This is a genomic window from Bacteroides sp. Phil13, assembly GCF_001940965.1.
GTDB lineage: Bacteria > Bacteroidota > Bacteroidia > Bacteroidales > Bacteroidaceae > Bacteroides > Bacteroides intestinalis.
Map to the genome: position 1 here is coordinate 38,430 of NZ_MSHA01000023.1, position 18,933 is coordinate 57,362.

The 18,933-nt window shown below is 40.1% G+C and carries 14 protein-coding genes; 5 read left to right on the forward strand and 9 right to left on the reverse strand.

Annotation, left to right across the window (positions count from 1 at the left end):
- Positions 1-44: 44 nt before the first annotated feature.
- The 8 genes from BWI44_RS03610 to BWI44_RS03645 form a co-directional block, all read right to left on the reverse strand.
- Positions 45-1,571 carry a cysteine peptidase family C39 domain-containing protein gene (locus tag BWI44_RS03610; protein ID WP_195209071.1) on the reverse strand — a complete coding sequence of 509 codons (1,527 nt, stop codon included), beginning with the start codon at positions 1,569-1,571 and terminating at the stop codon, positions 45-47.
- An 18-nt stretch (positions 1,572-1,589) separates the two neighbouring features.
- Positions 1,590-1,979, reverse strand: a complete 390-nt coding sequence (locus tag BWI44_RS03615; protein ID WP_195209072.1) for a DUF3244 domain-containing protein — start codon at positions 1,977-1,979, stop codon at positions 1,590-1,592.
- Positions 1,980-2,113: 134 nt separating this feature from the next.
- Positions 2,114-3,580: a tetratricopeptide repeat protein gene (locus BWI44_RS03620; RefSeq protein ID WP_286811615.1), complete on the reverse strand. Its 1,467-nt coding sequence runs from the start codon at positions 3,578-3,580 to the stop codon at positions 2,114-2,116.
- 341 nt (positions 3,581-3,921) lie between these two features.
- Positions 3,922-5,472, reverse strand: coding sequence for a vitamin K epoxide reductase family protein (locus tag BWI44_RS03625; RefSeq protein ID WP_138292429.1), 1,551 nt, complete (start codon positions 5,470-5,472; stop codon positions 3,922-3,924).
- Between the two features lie 39 nt (positions 5,473-5,511).
- Positions 5,512-5,907 carry a DUF3244 domain-containing protein gene (locus BWI44_RS03630; protein ID WP_195209074.1) on the reverse strand — a complete coding sequence of 132 codons (396 nt, stop codon included), beginning with the start codon at positions 5,905-5,907 and terminating at the stop codon, positions 5,512-5,514.
- A gap of 121 nt (positions 5,908-6,028) precedes the next feature.
- On the reverse strand, positions 6,029-7,729 hold the full coding sequence (locus BWI44_RS03635) for a tetratricopeptide repeat protein (RefSeq protein ID WP_195209075.1): 1,701 nt from the start codon (positions 7,727-7,729) through the stop codon (positions 6,029-6,031).
- Positions 7,730-7,872: 143 nt separating this feature from the next.
- The gene (locus tag BWI44_RS03640; RefSeq protein ID WP_195209076.1) at positions 7,873-9,381 is read right to left on the reverse strand and encodes a sensor histidine kinase; all 1,509 of its coding nucleotides are present in this window, start codon (positions 9,379-9,381) and stop codon (positions 7,873-7,875) included.
- 47 nt (positions 9,382-9,428) lie between these two features.
- Positions 9,429-11,102: a nucleoside kinase gene (locus tag BWI44_RS03645; protein ID WP_044534440.1), complete on the reverse strand. Its 1,674-nt coding sequence runs from the start codon at positions 11,100-11,102 to the stop codon at positions 9,429-9,431.
- A gap of 81 nt (positions 11,103-11,183) precedes the next feature.
- Here BWI44_RS03645 and BWI44_RS03650 point away from each other — a divergent pair, with 81 nt between their 5' ends.
- Positions 11,184-12,881: a Na/Pi cotransporter family protein gene (locus BWI44_RS03650; RefSeq protein WP_021967230.1), complete on the forward strand. Its 1,698-nt coding sequence runs from the start codon at positions 11,184-11,186 to the stop codon at positions 12,879-12,881.
- Here BWI44_RS03650 and rd read toward each other — a convergent pair.
- Entirely contained in the window at positions 12,878-13,039 is a 162-nt protein-coding gene (gene rd, locus BWI44_RS03655) for a rubredoxin (protein ID WP_021967231.1), read from the reverse strand. The genes BWI44_RS03650 and rd overlap by 4 nt on opposite strands.
- Before the next feature lie 112 nt (positions 13,040-13,151).
- Between rd and BWI44_RS03660 the strand changes: the two genes are divergently transcribed.
- From BWI44_RS03660 to BWI44_RS03675, 4 genes are all read left to right on the forward strand, one after another.
- Positions 13,152-14,447: a PAS domain-containing sensor histidine kinase gene (locus tag BWI44_RS03660; RefSeq protein WP_195209077.1), complete on the forward strand. Its 1,296-nt coding sequence runs from the start codon at positions 13,152-13,154 to the stop codon at positions 14,445-14,447.
- Between the two features lie 74 nt (positions 14,448-14,521).
- Positions 14,522-17,206, forward strand: a complete 2,685-nt coding sequence (locus tag BWI44_RS03665; protein ID WP_195209078.1) for a calcium-translocating P-type ATPase, PMCA-type — start codon at positions 14,522-14,524, stop codon at positions 17,204-17,206.
- 1 nt (position 17,207) lies between these two features.
- A complete protein-coding gene (locus BWI44_RS03670) occupies positions 17,208-17,825 on the forward strand; it encodes an HAD family hydrolase (protein WP_195209079.1) in 618 nt (205 codons plus the stop codon).
- A gap of 29 nt (positions 17,826-17,854) precedes the next feature.
- Positions 17,855-18,772: a bifunctional riboflavin kinase/FAD synthetase gene (locus BWI44_RS03675; protein ID WP_007662009.1), complete on the forward strand. Its 918-nt coding sequence runs from the start codon at positions 17,855-17,857 to the stop codon at positions 18,770-18,772.
- The last annotated feature ends 161 nt before the right edge of the window (positions 18,773-18,933 follow it).

An 18,933-nucleotide genomic window follows, 5' to 3' on the forward strand; every position in this document is an offset into this window, starting at 1 on the left:
CAACCGTCACTCTTATCGGCTATTGTGTCTCGAGAACAATATCTTTATGTTAATACATACTTTAGATTTTCTATCTGATATATGTATGGTAAGTAATGTTTATTTGCAATTATAGTGGGCGTTTCATTTATTTGTTGTTGTAAGCAATATAACTGTTGTTGTTTCCATATTTCCTTCGATTTATCCGTTATACGATTAGGGTTTTCTATGTGGTGGTTTTTGTGCCATTTTAATAATGAATCCATGGCCTTTTTCCAACCTTCTGTAAGATAGATTGAGATTATTATTTGTGCAACTTGTTTCCCCGTGTCATCTCCCGGGAAAGTCAATAGCACTAAAGATATAGGCTGTTCATCAGCAATTTTTTGAACTTGTAAAAGTGTCTTTGCGCAGTTCTTGCAATTAGGATTAGTGACAAATAATAATTGATTCTCACCTGTTACATCATTGTGTAAAGTAATGTCATGCTTCGGCATTTCTCTAATTTGGGGTTCTTGGGCTAAAATGGCTTGAAATATTTGAGGGTTTAGTAAGCCTGAGAAATGAGTCTTGAGCTGCTTTCTTTCTTCATTATAGCTCAGCAATTTCTTTAGTTGTATCCAAATTATTAAATAAATGCAGCTTATAGTAATAATGAGAAATACTGTTTGTATAGAAAGTACCTGATTATATTGATCTTTTATTAAATATAAAGTAAGGCAGTTACTCCATACTATCAAGTTTATAACCATACAGAGCATGCATCCTTTACGGATTATAAAGATCTGATAGATTACGGAGAAGATAGTAAATCCTATTGCGGTAATATTACATATTAAACTGATGTAGTAAAAGTCGTATGGGCGGATAAGGGTAAATAGCAATAAAGTGCTGAAGTAGAATAATGATAATTCTCCTAATCCTATCCCTATAATATGTGAACCTTTAGAATGTAATACTTCATTGCAATCAATAGCTTTGCCTATGTGGCAGAAGTGGTGCAAGAACTTACTATTGACAGTTTCTTTATAGAGAATCGCGGAAGATACGAGAATTCCTATACATAACGTAAATAAGTAGAGTACCATTCCCGTTGAGTAGCTACTACTTGTACTGTATAATATAAGCAGGATAGTAGCGGTGGCAGCTAATAGTAATTGATATCGCTGAATCCAATCGACTGCATTTTTCAGCCAACAGTTCTTTTCTTGATTGGTTCTCTCTGTTACTTCGCTAACTAATACACCGCCTGTCCACTTTTGTAAGAATTGTTGTTTGCTTACTCTCATGTGTTGGGAATGAGGTATAGTAATAGTGATATATGCTTCTTCTATCTCCTCAACCAAGCAAAAAGGAGAATCATTATCATTAGTGATAACAATACATGGAGCTTCCAATTTTTCAAGATATTCTTTGGGAAGTTGATATACCGCATTATTGATGTGAAGTGAGTCCAGTGCATCGCTGATGCCTCGCATACTGTTGCCCAACGGATTGTCGAGCAAACGATGTACGGTCATCTTACTCACTTTTACGTGTAATTCGCGTAAATAGTGATAGAGTATTTCACTGGTGTTATCAACTCCCAACATAATGTCCCTCTTTTAAATTTAAAGCATAAATTCACCCTCTAAAGAAATAGTATCTGAAACAATTTCTATATAGTATGTTCCTGAATCTTGCATAGTCAGGTTTACGGAGAGTGCAGCCGGGCTTATATATTCCTGTGAGTAAATAGTTTCACCGGTAGATTCTTTGGTAATCTTGATGGTGACTGCTGGCATCACTTCTTCAAAAGATATGGATACTACTTTATTATATAAGTAAGCATGTGCAACTTGTGGGATAAGACTTCTATTTATAGGTTTGTTCGGTTTAAAATCCTTTAGTGGAATTTCTCTTTCTGTATTGTTATATTCCATCGTACTTCCATTTTCCTGTGCTTGGATGGAGCAAACAATAGTAAATGCGGTGATTAATATGATCAAAAGTGTTTTCATAAAATTATTTTTTTGATTATGTTATGTGTGCAAATTAAGAGATTGTTATTCATAAAAACAACTTTGGAGGTGTGTAGTTTTTGTGTAGTTTTGCTTTCTCAGATGTAGTTTCTGTGTAATATGAAGCCTCTTTTTCAGATAGAAGTGATAGCTTTAATGAAATTATCATTTTTGTCAAGTTGCATTTTCTTTTCAAGAATGCTACTCCGTCTTTTATATATGCTATTAGGGGTTCTGCTTAAAATGGCTCCAAGTTCCTGTATGGAAAAGCCTGACAAGTGGATGCAACAAAAGAAAATGTCTTTATCAGTCAGTAATGGAAAGTTCTTTCTCAGGTGTGAAGTATATTCGGGAATCAAACAATTAATCTCCTTTATTAAGGACTTCTGGTCATCATTTGTTAATTCCGGTTTTTCTGTTAGCTTGGCATTAATGTCATTTTGATGATTCAATATGCTTTGTGCTTTCATATAGAAGGTCGTTTCTTGTAATTGGCCTTTTACTTTTTCTATATCTATTTCCATTGTCCTTATATTATTTTTCTCAGATGATACTTTCTTGTATTTATATTGTCTTATAAATAGATAGCTCCCTACTATAAGTATGCATATACTGATATATAATATCCATCTTTTTATGGGGATATCAGACCTATATTGGGGTGGGGTAGGAGAATAAAACGTGCTTGTCGACAATATATAGAGATTTTGATTGTGTGCACTATCTTGATAGGCAGAGTAAAGCCTCTCCAGTTCAAGCGATTCTTCTAATTCGTTTAATTTTTTTGCAATATCGGCAAGGCGCATATAAGCATTGGCTTTGGTGACGTATTCTTGGGTATGCAAGGCTTTATTGAAATAGAACTGGGCAGAATCATATAGTTGTGCTTTATAGTAGGCGTCTCCTAACAAGAGGTATCCTTTGGTATATAATGTAGTGTCAGTTAAGAGGGTAAAGTTTTCTTTGGCGTATTCTATAGCCTCTTTACCTTTTTGCATTCTACTATACAAAGCACTTAAGGAAGATGCAATGTCAGCTTTCAACATATTGTAGGGAAAGTGTTTTGTAAGTTCTGAGGCTTGTAATAGTAATGATTCAGCGTGCTGGTAATGTGCTTTTCCTTTTTCTATATTTATACTTCCGCGTTTGGATAAGGCTTCAACCAAGTTGATTGTGTCTTTCTGCAAGGTCGCTTGCTGCTGCATCAACTGATATATGGAATCCGCATTGTTATAATGGTTTTCTTGATAGTAAATGTTGCCAATATTATTATATATCAATGATAATAGTTTTGACCTTTCACTGTTCTTAGCATAATAGCTTGCATTTACATATAGGTTTAGTGCATGAGAATAGTTCCTTTGATCCCTTAAAACTCCTCCCCAATGGTAATACGCTTTCGCCTGCATCTGTACATCTCCAATAGAATCATAATACTGCACAGCCGTCCGTATCAGTGAATCATCCGTTTGTACAATGTAGTTTTTGTCTCTGGCTTGTGTCAGTAGCAGAGCATAGTAAGCGCGATCCGCGTGTACTGTCAGTTGTTGAGATTCTATGCTTTCCAGAATATGCAATGCACTGTCTGGATATTCTTCCATTAACGAATCTGCTTGTACTAACAGTATATTGTGATTGTGCTGTCGTGTACATGAGTTTAGTAAAAGAAAACTTATTAGCCATATTGTAACATAAATGCCCTGCTTCATTTTGATGAGTATTTGGTTAGTAGTATACAAAGGTATCTCTTTTGAGAAATATTACCAAGTCAACTGTATGTTTTTTGAGTTCTCTTTCTTCTTATCTTTCTCAACACGTTGAGAATCTTTTCTCACATAATTAAGAGTTTATTCTCATCGTATTGAGAAGAAACTCTCACCGTATTGAGAAAAGATTCTCTATAAAGGGAGAATACTTTCTTTATAAAGCTTCTATTTGCTTCTTATCTGTTATCCGAGGATACTAATAAATACTTCAATTCGGCCAATTGATAAACGCTTGGCATATAGTGTCCGTTGACAATAACCGCTGGTGTATGACTGATATTATTTCGCTCACAATATTCTTGTTGCTGTCTCCAAAGTAGCTGTGCAACGTCATTGATGTAGTATTTCTCTACACCCGGTATTTCCTGAATCTCGAACCATTCCTCCAGTAAATAAGTAGCCTTTTCCCAACCTTCGGAGAGATAGGCGGAGAGAATTGTCTGTGCAATATGTGCTCCCAGACGATCATTGGTGTATATGACTAATGAGATGGATATATCCGCTGAGATCTCCCGAATGTGGTGGTGAACTTTGGCGCATGCCTTGCAGTTGGGATTCACAACTACCATCAGTCTGTCTTTTGTATGATCGGCAGAATTGTGTAAAGCTATATCAGGATGGATCATCGTTCTGACTTTAGGCTTTAACGCCAGTAGCTTCTGGAAAGTGATTGGATTGAGTAGACCGGATAATTTGACCTTCATGAAACGCTTCTCCTTGTCCGAAGAAACAAGTGCTTTTGCCTGTATCCAGAATATCAGGCAGATAACGCTGACTGCAATCATAGAAAAGAGAATCCGGATGGAAAATCTCCATTCAAAGTTATTCCGTATGATATAAAGCGATGCTGCTGTCAGCCAGACCGAGAAGGTGGTGAGCATACAAAATAGACAGGCTTTATGAATAAAGAATATCTGATATATAATAGAGTATAGCGTAAATGCAATTGCTATGAAAACAGACAGGGCAGCCAAAAGATGAAACTCTTCGGGACAGACGGCTGTGAAGAAGAACATCGTGGTGAAATACATCCACGATAGCTCTCCAATTCCTATTCCTGCAATACTTGCACCTTTGGATTTGAGCACTTCATTGCAATCTATAACTTTGCCTATATGGCAGAAACGGTGTAGAAAATGATGGTCTACCATCTCTTTGTATAGGATTATAGTAGAAATGAGAATACCGCAAGTTAATGCAGAGAGATAGAGTGGTAATCCGGGGGGATAATTTCTGCTCCAGATTGAAGAGAAAACTAAGAGGACAGATATGATCCCGGCAATTAGTATTCTGTGTTGCCGACACATATAATTAATATTTTTGATCAGGCAATGAGATTCACAGATGGTTTCCCGAGTGGTTTCACCCAACAGGACAACTCCTGTCCATTGGTGAATAAATAATTTTCTACTTATGGGCATGTGGCTGACTTCGGAAGTAGTGATAATGAGCCGATCCTGTTCTATCTTTTCAACAAGACAGAATGTAGAATGGCTTGTTTCCAATTGGGTAATGAACGGGCCGTGCAGCTTCTCCAGATATTGGGGTTGAAGTTGGTAAACTACGTTCTTTACATGAAGTGCATCTAAAGCGTCACTAATACCTTGCATGGTGTTGCCCAACGGATTGTCGAGCAGACGGCATATAGTAGTCCTGCTCACTTTTACGGTCAATGACCGTAAAAAGTGATGGACTACTTCACTGGTGGCATAATCATCTCCCAGCATAGTCTGAATTTATAGTTAAAGTTTAGGTTAGGTTCTTTGTTAAAGAGTAAAGTATCCGCTTAAGCGAATTTCATCTGATACAATCTCTATCTGATATTCTCCGGAATTTTCTGCACTTACATTGATTGTGATAAGTGTAGGCATGGAATAAATCTCAGAATAAATGACTGCTCCTGTAGAAACATTTGTAATGGTAATACTTGCAGAAGGCAAATCCTTGTTGAAAACTATAGTGACTATATCACTATCGACATAGGCACTGGCGGGCTGGATGATGATGCTCCGAGCTATAGGACCACCTTCTTTAGATCCTACCGGGTCTAAGGGAATCTCCCTTTCATCATCATCGGCAAATGAAAAACGATCCTGGGCTTGCAATGAAATACTGCCCAATACTACAGTTAATACAAAAAATGCAAATAATAACTTTTTCATAAGATATACTTTTAATTTGTTACGACGGTGGCAAATTTAGAGAGAAATTATCCAATGAAAGTGTATAAAAAGTGTAGAAATGTAGGGAAAAGGTTCTATAATCTGGAATTTGCTCTTATTTTTATAGAAGTTTCTCCAGAATATCACGAAGTGACATTGATTTATCGGTGTATTTCATTTTCTGTTCTAATATTTTCTTAGTCTTTTTATATATGGCATCTCTGCTACATTCCATAATATATCTGAAATGGCTGGTAGGTATGTCTGTCAGATATAGACAGCAAAGGTGTATTTCATCTTGCGACAGGGGATATTTTGTAGCAAGACGGATAGTTATGTTATTCCAGCGTATATCAGTTTCTGCAATTAGCTGCCTCCAATCTTCTTCATCGAAATACTCGCTCGATTTATCTGTTTTCTTATATGATTGGATGATTCGTTTCATTTTTACATATACTTCAGAGTGTTCATAGGATTCTTTAAGTAATGCTTGACGTTCTGTTTTTAAAGTGTATAGTTCTTCTTCTAGGATTTGTTTTTCTGTTTGGCTGTAGTTATGTAGGGTGATCTCTTTTTGTAGAAAGTTGATTTGCTCATTTTTCTGTTGAAGCAGTTCTTCTGTCTGCTTGTTTATTTCTATTTCTTTTCGTTTGAAGTTGATTACTTCTTTTTTGTGTCTTTTCCATAATGCGAGAAATAGTGTCAAGAAAATCACTATTCCTATGGCTATATAATAATAAACTTGATCTAAGTTTGCTTTGAATTCTGATTGTTTGCGCTGTATTAGTATATTTTTCTCAGCTGTAACGATTTCAGCACTCTGTTGCTTTTGTTGGGCGCTATCCAGATAAGAAGAGTATTTTCTTTCCATCTCAAGTGCCTTTTCCAATAATCCCTGCTTTTTGGCAATATCAGCTAAACGCATATAGGCACCTGCTTTGGTATAGTGGTCTTCGCTATGAAGGCTTTTATTTAAGTAAATTGAGGCGGAATCATATTGAGATATTTTGTAATAAGCGTCACCCAAAACCAGATAGGCCCTGTCCAGTGCATTTGAATTATCTTGATTGTTGATATTGAGTTTTGCGAATTCAACAGCTTTTTCCCCCATGTTCATACGTCCGTATAATAGACTTAATGAATAAGCTGTTTTGGCTATCATACTTCTTTGATTCATGTTACATGAAATATTGAAAGCATGGAGTATTTTTTCTTCTGCTTTTTGATAGCATTCTCTTCCTTTTCTTATGTTTATCATCCCTCGTTGGGATAGTGCATCAGCCCAAAGGATAGAGTCTTTCTCCAATATTGCTAATTTTTCTGTTATTTGATAGATTGAATCGGCTTGTTCATTTAATCTTTGTAAATAGTATAAATAGGCTATATTGTTGTATATATGCCCTGTTAAACTATTGTCAAAGATTCTTTTTGAATAGGTTATGGCTTTAAAGAATTCTTTTAGAGCTTCTGGATGATCGTCTTTGTTTCTCCAAATGCATCCTAAATAATAATGTGCCCTTGCCTGCATGGCTGTATTTTTAGTGGAATCATAATATTGCACTGCAATACGTATTAGAGAATCCTCAGTTTGATGGATGAAATTCTTGTCTTTGACTTGTGTCAATAATAGTGCATAATATGCGCGGTCGGCTGCTAAGTGTAATCCCTTTGGTTGAATACCCTGTAAGAAATGTAAGGCGCTGTCAGGGAACTTTTGTATGAGAGAATCGGCTTGTACAAGTTGGATGTTCGGGCTGGAACGAGTACAAGCCGCTAATATACAAGATGCAAGTAATAACATAGCTAAGATAGTGGTTTTCATTGATTTATCATTTGTTGTTGCAGCCTGCAAAAGTACCCGTTTCTGGTGATAAAACAATGTAATGTAGGTGTGGAAAATAAACAACCCCTATTCCTGAAAATAAATCAGAAATAGGGGCTTATTAATTTTAGGTGTATTTTTTATCAGGTATGTAGTTCCAATACAAAACGGCACCCCTTGGTATAACTGCTGTCCAGCGTCAGGCTACCATTCATTTTAGTAGCAATTAGAGAACAGATAGGTAGTCCCAAACCGTCACCTTCTGTAAGGTCTTTCACTTTGGTGAAAGGCTTGAACAGGTCTGCCTGTTCTTCTTCGGCAATGCCGGTTCCTGTGTCGCTTATGATGAACTGATGAGTGTGTGCTCCACGTTTTTTGAAATCCAGCCAGATTTTACCACCTTCGGGAGTAAACTCGGCTGCATTGTTCAGCAAGTGGAGAAGAATGCGCTCAAGTTGTTCCGGATTCGTTTTTACGCTGAGCTTCGGTGCATTGACGGCAGTAGTTATGTCTGGTTTTAAGCCGCTTTTAATCTTATCCATAACACTTTCACAGAAAGTATTGATGTTGATTTCACGCATTTCGTAAGTCTCTGATAACGTATTTTCCAGGTCAGACAGTTCTTGGATGTGTTCTGCAAAACCCTTCAGGGCACGAACGCCCGGTTGCGTTGCATCCAGAGTATTCAGAGTTGGTTCCATTTGTGCTGAGATATTCTGGATAAACTGGGTTTTCAGTTCATTGTGCTCGTTCGCAATCTGGATGGCTTTCTTTTGCTTCCGGGTAAGGAGAACGAAACGCAGCAATACGATGCCGGCCAGTACTAATACAGCAGCAAGGAGTCCGGCGAGGATGCAAAGACCAATGATGATGTACTGCTTGGCGGAGAGAGAGCTGTCTTTCTCTTCGATAGTTTGCAGGCTCTCGTCATACTTCCGTTTCAGAACATTCAGTTCATCCTGGGCGGTAAGTGCTTTTACAGAATCCGTCCAAAGAATGTACTTGTCGTAAGTGCGGGCCACCAGTCCGGCATTATTTGCTTTGCGGGCAATGTCGATCAATGTCTTATAAGACTCGTCTACTTTAGCGTAGTTTTTCTGTTCCTTATATTGACCGATCAGGCGGTTGATATAGGCATCTCCTTGCGAATTCATGCCGAAAGTATAATAATAATTGGCCTGAGTATAGAGCAAATCATTATTGAGAGAGTCATTTTTGGCTGCTTTAGCAGTTTCTTCCAGCTTGGTCAGTTGCTCTTTGGCTCGGGCAGGGTTCTTAAGGTTGATGTACATTTGCAGGCGCTCCTTATTGATACGGAAGCGCAGATCCGGCATAGCCTTGCCACTTTTCTGTTCGCCTCCTGTAACCAATAGTTCCGCACCGCGCAACAGCTCGAAAGCTTCCTTATAATAGTTTTCCCGATGATAGAGGGCACTGGCGTTAACACCGCACTCTACAGCTTTGTCATACTTTTCTTGCGAGGAGAAAGCATTGTAAGCTTGCAGGAAAAGGTAACGGGCTTTAATATATTCTTTTTGTTTCAGGTTAGTTTGTGCCTGTTGCATTAGCTCATCGGCGCGGCTGGTGCTTTGCGCGAAAGTCACTGTGCTTAAACACAATACGAGAGATAGAATGAAAGCAAATTGTTTCATGAGCATAACTATTTATATGAATTTGCAAGCAAAAGTAAAATAATCTTTTAGTATTTGAAACTACTTCCGCCTAAAAATTCACGTAATAATGAGGTAAACGGTATTTCTTTGTCTTGTATGGGTGTAAAATATTTGATGAACTTCAACAAACGGTACGCTTCGGCATACTCAGGGCAGTTGCGAGGCACACTGGTCAATATGGGTTCGGCATGGCAGCGCAGTACGGCAAATTCAAACAACAGTGCGGAGTTGAACATCACATCAGCATTTTCCTGATAAGGGAATATCCATTTGTCTTCTCCGGCTCGTACACTGGGCCAGCGGGAAATGGTTTCCCGTGCCGAGTAGCCGCGGTAGTTGAAGTCTCGGATAATACGGCGCAACAAACGGTTGTCCGTAGTGGGAATCCAGTTATGGTCGTCCAGGGAAATAGTAGTCAGGGCGGACACATAGATTTTGTATTTATTCTCTGCCGGTATTTGCGGGGTGAGTTCAGGATTCAGTGCATGAATACCTTCCAGAATAAGGATGGTATGCTCGTCTATCCGTAACTTGTCACCTTTATATTCACGCTGCCCGGTGGTGAAGTTGAAACTCGGCAAGTCTATTTCTTCACCTCTTAACAGAGCTTTCAGGTCTTCCTCAAACTTTTTGAGATCGAGTGCGTAAAGTGATTCGTAATCATAATCGCCATTCGCATCTCTTGGGGTATCTTCCCGGTTCACAAAGTAATTATCCAAGGCTATAGGATATGGGCGAAGTCCGTTCGTCATAAGCTGTACGGAAAGACGTTTGCTGAAAGTGGTCTTACCCGAAGAAGAGGGACCGGAGATAAGTACCAGTTTCACACGATTGCCATTTTCACCACGGTGATAAATATCATCGGCAATTTGGGCTATCTTTTTTTCTTGCAGTGCTTCGGCTACGTTGATCAGGTCGGTGGCATGCCCCTGTTCACAGGCAAGATTGAAGTCTCCTACATTGCCCAATCCCATGATGTAGTTCCAACGGAGATGTTCTTTGAAGACATCGAGCATTTTTTCTTGCTTGACAACTTCTTCCAAAACATTGGGATTTGCTTTGTTGGGTATGCGCAGTAACAAGCCATCGTAGTATTTTACGATATCGAACAGCCAGATAAAACCGGTACTGGGTAACAGGTTACCATAATAATAGTCGATGGTGTCGCCTAACGAATAATAATAGGTATAGATAGAACCTGAGGTTTCCAGTAGTTTCACTTTGTCCGTCATTCCCCGTTCATTGAAGATGCGTACTGCTTCGGTGGTATGACATTCTGTGCGGCGGTATGTGATATTTTCATCTATGATTTTCTGCATACGCTTTTTAATGGCGGATACATCTTCCAGGGTAATTGGGCGTCCGATGCGGAGATTGCAAAAATATCCTTTGGAGACAGGGTGTTCCACAAAAAGTTTGCCATCGGGAAACAGTTCGCTGACAGCTTTATAAAGTACGAAACAAAGGCTGCGTACGTATGTCCGCAAGCCGGATGAGTCGCGTATATCGAGGAATTCTACATCTTTATTATTATATACCCGGAAATTCAATCCTTCGGACCGGTTATTAACTTTCGCACTGACAACCTGATAGGGAAAATTAAGATTAAAACCGTAATAAATATCCAAAAGTGAACTCCCGATGGGGAATTCTTTAGAAATATTATTATTTTTGCAACAAATTTGTAACATGTGTTTCATGACGTCTCCTTTTTAGGTGATTAATACGTTAAATATAGATATAATAACAGATGTGGCATAAAACCTTCTAATTAATTAAAGATGGAATATTCTTTTTATGATTTTTTAAAGCTGCTTGGCTCACTGGCATTATTCTTGTACGGAATGAAGATAATGAGTGAAGGACTTCAAAAGTTTGCCGGCGACAGGCTCCGGAAAATTCTAACGGCAATGACTACCAACCGGGTAACCGGGGTGCTGACGGGTGTGCTGATCACAGCACTGATTCAATCTTCTTCTGCAACTACCGTTATGGTGGTGAGTTTTGTAAACGCCGGACTACTCACTTTATCCCAATCCATTGGTGTAATAATGGGAGCCAATATCGGTACTACCGTTACAGCATGGATTATCTCGGCATTAGGCTTCAAAGTTGATATAGCCGCTTTCGCACTTCCTCTACTTGCCTTTGGCATCCCTCTTCTCTTCTCTCAAAAAAGTCATCGTAAGTCTATCGGTGAATTTATTTTCGGTTTCTCTTTCCTTTTTATGGGACTTTCTATGTTACAATCCAATGCACCGGATTTGAAAGCAAATCCGGAAATGCTGGCTTTTGTACAAAGCTATACCGATATGGGATATATTTCTATTCTGTTGTTTGTGTTTATTGGTACTATTTTGACTATGGTTGTGCAGGCATCGGCAGCGACGATGGCTATTACGCTTATCATGTGTGCCAATGGATGGATAAGCTTTGAATTGGGGGCGGCATTAGTATTGGGCGAGAATATCGGTACTACTATTACTGCCAATCTTGCTGCTTTAACCGGTAATACGCAGGCGAGGAGGGCTGCATTGGCTCACCTGGTATTCAATGTCTTCGGTGTTATCTGGGTGCTCTGTCTCTTTACACCGTTCACGAGTGGTGTATCGTGGTTTGTGGAAAACGTGATGGGAACGAAAGATCCTGCTGTAGCCGTTTCATTTAAGTTATCAGCATTCCATACTTGCTTTAATATCTGCAATGTATTGATCCTTATCTGGTTTGTGAGACTGATAGAGCGTACTGTTTGCGCTATTATTCCACAGAAAGAAGCCGACGAGGAATATCGTCTCCGCTTTATCTCCGGTGGTATGCTTTCTACAGCGGAGCTTTCCATATTGCAGGCACGCAAGGAAATTCACCTCTTTGCAGAGCGCACTCATCGTATGTTCAATATGGTGCAAGATTTGCTGCATACGGATAAAGACGACGATTATAATAAGCTGTTCAGCCGTATCGAGAAATATGAGAATATCAGCGATAATATGGAATTGGAGATAGCCAATTATCTGAACCAGGTGTCCGACGGACGTTTGAGTTCAGAAAGTAAGCTGCAGATTCGTGCCATGCTTCGTGAGGTCACGGAAATTGAAAGTATTGGTGATAGTTGCTATAATCTTGCTCGTACTATCAATCGTAAACGTCAGACCAATCAGGACTTCACAGAAAAGCAATATGATCATATTCACTTTATGATGAAACTGACGGATGATGCGTTGGCACAAATGATTGTCGTTGTGGAACGCTCCGACCACCAAAGTATTGACGTGAATAAGTCATTCAATATTGAGAATGAAATTAATAACTATCGCAATCAGCTGAAGAATCAGAATATTCTGGATGTAAATAATAAAGAATATGATTATCAGATGGGCGTTTACTATATGGATATTATCGCAGAGTGCGAAAAGCTGGGCGATTATGTGGTAAATGTAGTAGAAGCAAGTAGTGATGTAAAAGAAAAGAAAGCGTCTTAAGACGCTTTCTCAAATTCTTCTTTTCCGACTCCACATAGCGGGCAAACCCAATCTTCAGGAAGGTCTTCAAACGATGTTCCCGGCTCAATGCCGTTTTCCGGATCGCCCATTTCGGGATCGTAAACGTAGTCACAAACTGTGCAAATGTACTTGTCCATAAAACTATTTTTTAGGTTTTCTTTATAAATAACAATAAATACCGCTCTTTTGTTTCCGGTTTTGATTTGAAAGAGATATATTTGTTTCGTTTTTATTGTAAATGAACTCTTTATGACGATACTAATTCTGATCGGTATGGCGGTACTTGTGGGAGTATTGCTATTGTATGTGTTTGAACTCGGTAGAAGTAGACGTCTGCTGCTTAAAGCAGGAAACGCCAGAAAAGCATTGCGCAGCTCAGAAGAACTGTTTCGTTCCATTATGCAAAATGTTCATGCTTTTATTCTTTTGATAAACAGGGATTTTGTTGTTACCCGGACAAACTATTATGATATCACCAAAGCCCGTAAGCCGGAAGGTAGATTACCCCGTGTAGGAGATTTGCTGCGTTGTAATAACGCATTGTCCGCCGAAGGAGGATGCGGAACGCATGAACTTTGCGGCAGTTGCCCTATCCGGAGAAAGATAGAAGAGACTTATCGTGCAAAAAGTAGTTTTACAGACTTGGAGGCTACACTCAATATACGGGATAGGCGAGGAGAGGTATCTGAATGTGATACGTATGTTTCCGGCGAATATATGGAGATAGATGACAAGGAAGGCATGGTAATTACTGTACATGATATTACACGCTTGAAGAAAGCGGAAGTGGAATTGCATAAAGCCCGTGAAAAAGCGGAGAATGCAGATCGTTCCAAATCTGCTTTTCTTGCTAATATGAGCCATGAGATACGTACGCCACTGAATGCTATCGTCGGCTTTTCCGAATTGCTGGCTTCTGCCGGTACGGAAGAGGAGAAGACACAGTTTTTGGAAATAGTTCATTCTAATAACGAGTTATTGCAGCAATTGATTGCTGATATTCTTGACCTTTCTAAAATAGAAGCAGGTACATTGGAGTTTACGTTCTCTGAGGTGGACGTCAAGCAACTGATGCTTGATATAGAACAATTGTTCCGTATGAGACTGGAAGATAAAGCTGCTGTTATCCAGATTATCAGAGAAACTCCTGCGGATGAATGTATTATGTATACAGATAGAAACCGCTTGCAACAGGTTATCTCCAATTTTATGACCAACGCGGTGAAGTTTACGGATGAAGGTAGCATTACTTTGGGCTATAAATGTTGTACAGAGGGGCTTTACTTTTACGTAAAAGATACCGGTAGCGGTATTCCGGAAGACAAGGTTAATCATATTTTTGAACGCTTTGTTCGGGTGGAACAGAATAAAAAAGGTACTGGTCTGGGATTGGCTATTTGTGAAATGATTATCCGTAAACTGGGGGGGAAGATTGGTGTGGAATCTGAATATGGTAAGGGATCTACATTCTGGTTTACACTTCCGATCAATGGTCGTCAGATTAAGGAACAGGGCACAGAGATTGATGGCAAGACTAACTTATAAAAAGATTTAATAACATTCGGTATCCCAAATTAATATTGTACTTTTGTGGCTCTTAATTAAAGCTAACAATTTGCATGACTGCAATGAAGGATGATTTTTATCATGGCGGACTTACTGACGACGAAGTAAGAAAAAGCCGCGAGAAGTACGGAGTCAATCTGTTAACGCCTCCCAAGCGTCCCTCCCTATGGAAGTTATATCTTGAAAAGTTTGAAGACCCTGTTGTCAGGGTGCTTTTAGTTGCTGCACTATTTTCTTTGATCATCTCGATCATAGAGAATGAATATGCCGAAACAATCGGTATTATTGCCGCCATATTGCTGGCTACCGGAATCGGCTTCTTCTTTGAATATGATGCTAATAAAAAATTTGATTTGCTGAATGCGGTCAATGAGGAAACTTTGGTGAAAGTTATCCGTAATGGTCGCGTGCAGGAGATTCCCCGGAAAGATGTGGTAGTAGGAGATATTATCGTTCTGGAAACAGGAGAAGAAATTCCTGCTGACGGTGAACTGCTGGAAGCTATTTCTTTGCAAATCAATGAATCCAATCTGACTGGTGAACCTGTAGTTAGTAAAACGACTGTAGAAGCAGATTTTGATGAAGAAGCTACATATGCTTCCAATCGTGTGTTGCGTGGTACTACGGTTGTAGACGGTCATGGAACAATGCGGGTGCTTAGTGTGGGGGATGATACGGAAATCGGAAAGGTAGCCCGGCAGAGTACGGAACAGAGTACGGAGCCTACTCCGCTGAACATACAGCTTACCAAGCTTGCCAATCTGATTGGTAAGATCGGTTTCTCGGTAGCCGGATTGGCATTTGCCATTTTCTTTATTAAAGATGTAATACTGGTATATCCTTTCTCTACTTTCCATACTTTTGCAGACTGGCTTCCGGCATTGAAAGCTACCTTGCAATACTTTATGATGGCAGTAACCCTGATTGTGGTTGCAGTGCCCGAAGGGTTGCCGATGAGTGTGACATTGAGTCTGGCATTGAATATGCGCCGTATGCTTTCTACCAACAATCTGGTTCGGAAAATGCATGCTTGCGAGACGATGGGTGCCATCACTGTGATTTGTACGGATAAGACAGGTACATTGACTCAAAATCTGATGCAAGTTTATGAACCGAGTTTCTATGGTTTGAAAAATGGCGGAGAAGTCGGTGAAGATGATATCAGCAAATTGGTGGTGGAAGGTATTAGTACCAATTCTACAGCTTTTCTGGAAGAGATAGCCGAAGGTGAAAAACCGAAAGGAGTAGGGAATCCGACAGAGGTAGCCTTGCTTTTATGGTTGAACAGCAGGAACAGGGATTATCTGGAATTACGTGAGAATGCTCCGGTTGTGGATCAGTTGACTTTCTCTACCGAACGTAAATTCATGGCGACTTTGGTGAAGTCTCCTTTGATGGGTAAGAAGGTATTGTACGTGAAAGGTGCTCCTGAAATTGTTTTAGGCAAATGTAAAGATGTTATTCTGGATGGCAAACGGGTCGATGCGGTAGAGTATCGCTCTACGGTAGAAAAACAATTGCTGGGTTATCAGAACATGGCGATGCGTACCCTTGGTTTTGCTTTCAAGATCGTAGAAGATACGGATACAAGAGATTGTGTGGAATTGGTTGCCGATCATGATTTGTCATTCCTGGGTGTGGTTGCTATCAGTGATCCTATTCGTCAGGATGTGCCTGCGGCGGTATCGAAATGCCAGTCGGCCGGTATCGATATCAAGATTGTAACGGGAGATACACCGGGTACGGCTACGGAAATTGCACGCCAGATTGGTCTGTGGAAACCGGAAGATACGGAACGTAACCGGATAACAGGTGCTGCCTTTGCGGAACTGGCAGATGAAGAAGCACTCGACCGTGTGATGGATCTGAAAATTATGTCGCGTGCGCGGCCTACAGATAAGCAACGCCTGGTACAGTTGTTACAACAAAAAGGTGCGGTGGTAGCCGTAACGGGAGACGGTACGAATGATGCCCCTGCATTGAACCATGCACAGGTGGGTCTGTCTATGGGTACGGGAACGTCAGTGGCCAAGGAAGCCAGTGATATAACTCTGCTTGACGATTCTTTTAATAGTATCGGCACTGCCGTGATGTGGGGACGTTCGCTGTACAAGAATATCCAACGTTTCATCGTTTTCCAGTTGACTATTAATTTTGTGGCCTTGCTTATCGTTTTGCTTGGCTCATTGATAGGTACGGAATTACCGCTTACTGTAACTCAAATGTTATGGGTAAATCTTATTATGGATACTTTTGCCGCTTTGGCTCTGGCTTCTATTCCGCCCAGCGAGAGTGTCATGCAAGAGAAGCCTCGCAGTAGCAATGACTTTATTATTTCGAAAGCCATGCGCTCCTATATTTTAGGTGTAGGTGGTGCTTTCCTGATTATACTCATGGGAATGTTGTACTGGTTTAATCATGCCGAGGGCGGTATGACACCGGAACGCCTGACCATATTCTTCACATTCTTCGTGATGCTGCAATTCTGGAACCTTTTCAATGCGCGTGTGTTTGGTACTACAGACTCCGCTTTCAAAGGGATTTCCAAATCGTATGGTATGGAACTGATAGTACTTGCTATCTTAATAGGACAGTTCCTTATTGTACAATTCGGTGGTGCCGTATTCCGTACTGTGCCGCTTGATTTAGTCACTTGGGTGATTATTATTGCTTCCACTTCACTGGTATTATGGGTGGGTGAGGCGATACGTTTCATCCGACGTTTAACTCAGAAGTAAAATGAAAGAAAAAGGAATTAAAAACCTTATTATTGATTTTGGCGGTGTGTTGATCGACTTGGACCGTCAGCGTTGTATCGAGAATTTTGCAAAGTTAGGCATGCCTAATGTAGAGGCTATGCTTGATGTTTGTCATCAGCAAGGTTTCTTCTTGCAGCATGAAAAAGGATTGATTACCAGTGCGGAGTTCCGGAATGAGATCCGCGAGCAAATAGGGAAGATTGTGACCGATGCCCGTATAGATGCTGCCTGGAATAGTTTTTTGGGAGGTATTCCTACCTATAAATTGGATTTGTTGTTGAAACTGCGTGAGAAATATGTGGTCTATCTGTTGAGCAACACCAATGAAATTCACTGGAAGTGGTCGTGTAAGCATGCTTTCCACTACAAGGCTTTCCAGGTAGAAGATTATTTTGAGAAGATTTTCCTTTCTTATGAAATGAAGATGGTAAAGCCAGACGTTGCTATTTTTGAGGAACTGTTGGAAGAAACAGGCATAGATCCGAGAGAGACTTTCTTTATAGATGATTCTGCCGAGAATTGCCGTGTGGCGGAAACATTGGGTATTTCTACCTATACGCCGAAAGCATGTGAAGACTGGAGCCATTTATTTAGTTGAGAGTTGAGAATTGAAAATTGAGAGTTAAAATGCAGTTGCTTCGTAACATACCGGAAGTGCTTCCTCAGCCTTGTGTTGCTACCATAGGCTTTTTTGACGGAGTGCATCGAGGACATCGCTACCTGATAGAACAGGTGCGTGAAGCAGCTGTTGCATGCGGTTTTGCTTCGGGGGTGGTGACTTTTCCGGTGCATCCGCGCAAAGTTGTGCAGCCGGAGTATCGCCCCGAACTACTGACTACATATGAAGAAAAGGTTTCCTTACTTGCTGAAACCGGTTTGGATTACTGCATGATGCTTGATTTTACTCCTGAAATTGCTATATTGTCGGCACGGGAGTTTATGCTTTTCCTTCGTAATCATTATAACATACGTGCTCTTGTCATAGGCTACGACCATCGTTTCGGACACAACCGTAGCGAAGGGTTTGATGACTATGTGCGCTATGGACAGGAATTGGGGATAAAAGTTATTCTTGCGCGTGCATATATAAATAAGGAGACTACGGTAAGTTCCTCTGTCATCCGCCAACTGTTATTGGAAGGTAATGTTTCGGAAGCGGCCGATTGTCTGGGTTATGATTACTTTTTGAATGGCTCGGTGGTAAGCGGTTATCGCGTCGGACGTAAAATAGGTTTCCCCACCGCAAATCTTCGGGTGGATGATCCTGATAAATTGGTTCCTTCCGATGGGGTATATGCTGTCCGTGTCATTGTTGCGGGGCAGACTTATGGCGGTATGCTTAGTATCGGCTACCGTCCTACAATGGCTAATGGCACCGACCGTAGCATTGAAGTGAATATCTTTAATTTCCATTCGGACATTTACGAACAGCATATTCGCCTTTTTTTTGTCCGCTACCTGCGCTCCGAATTGAAGTTCGATTCCATAGACGAACTAATTGCTCAGCTCCATAAGGATGCTGAAAATGCTTCCCGCTATCTTTAATATCCGTAAAGAATAGTCTTTTACCTCTATATTTTTTGCATTATTATCGAAAAACATACTTATTTTATTGTTTTTCGATAAATATTTTCTGTTTTTCTTGTTAGTCTCAAAAAATACCTTTTTATTTGCATATCGAAAAACGATAAATTATTATTGAATAA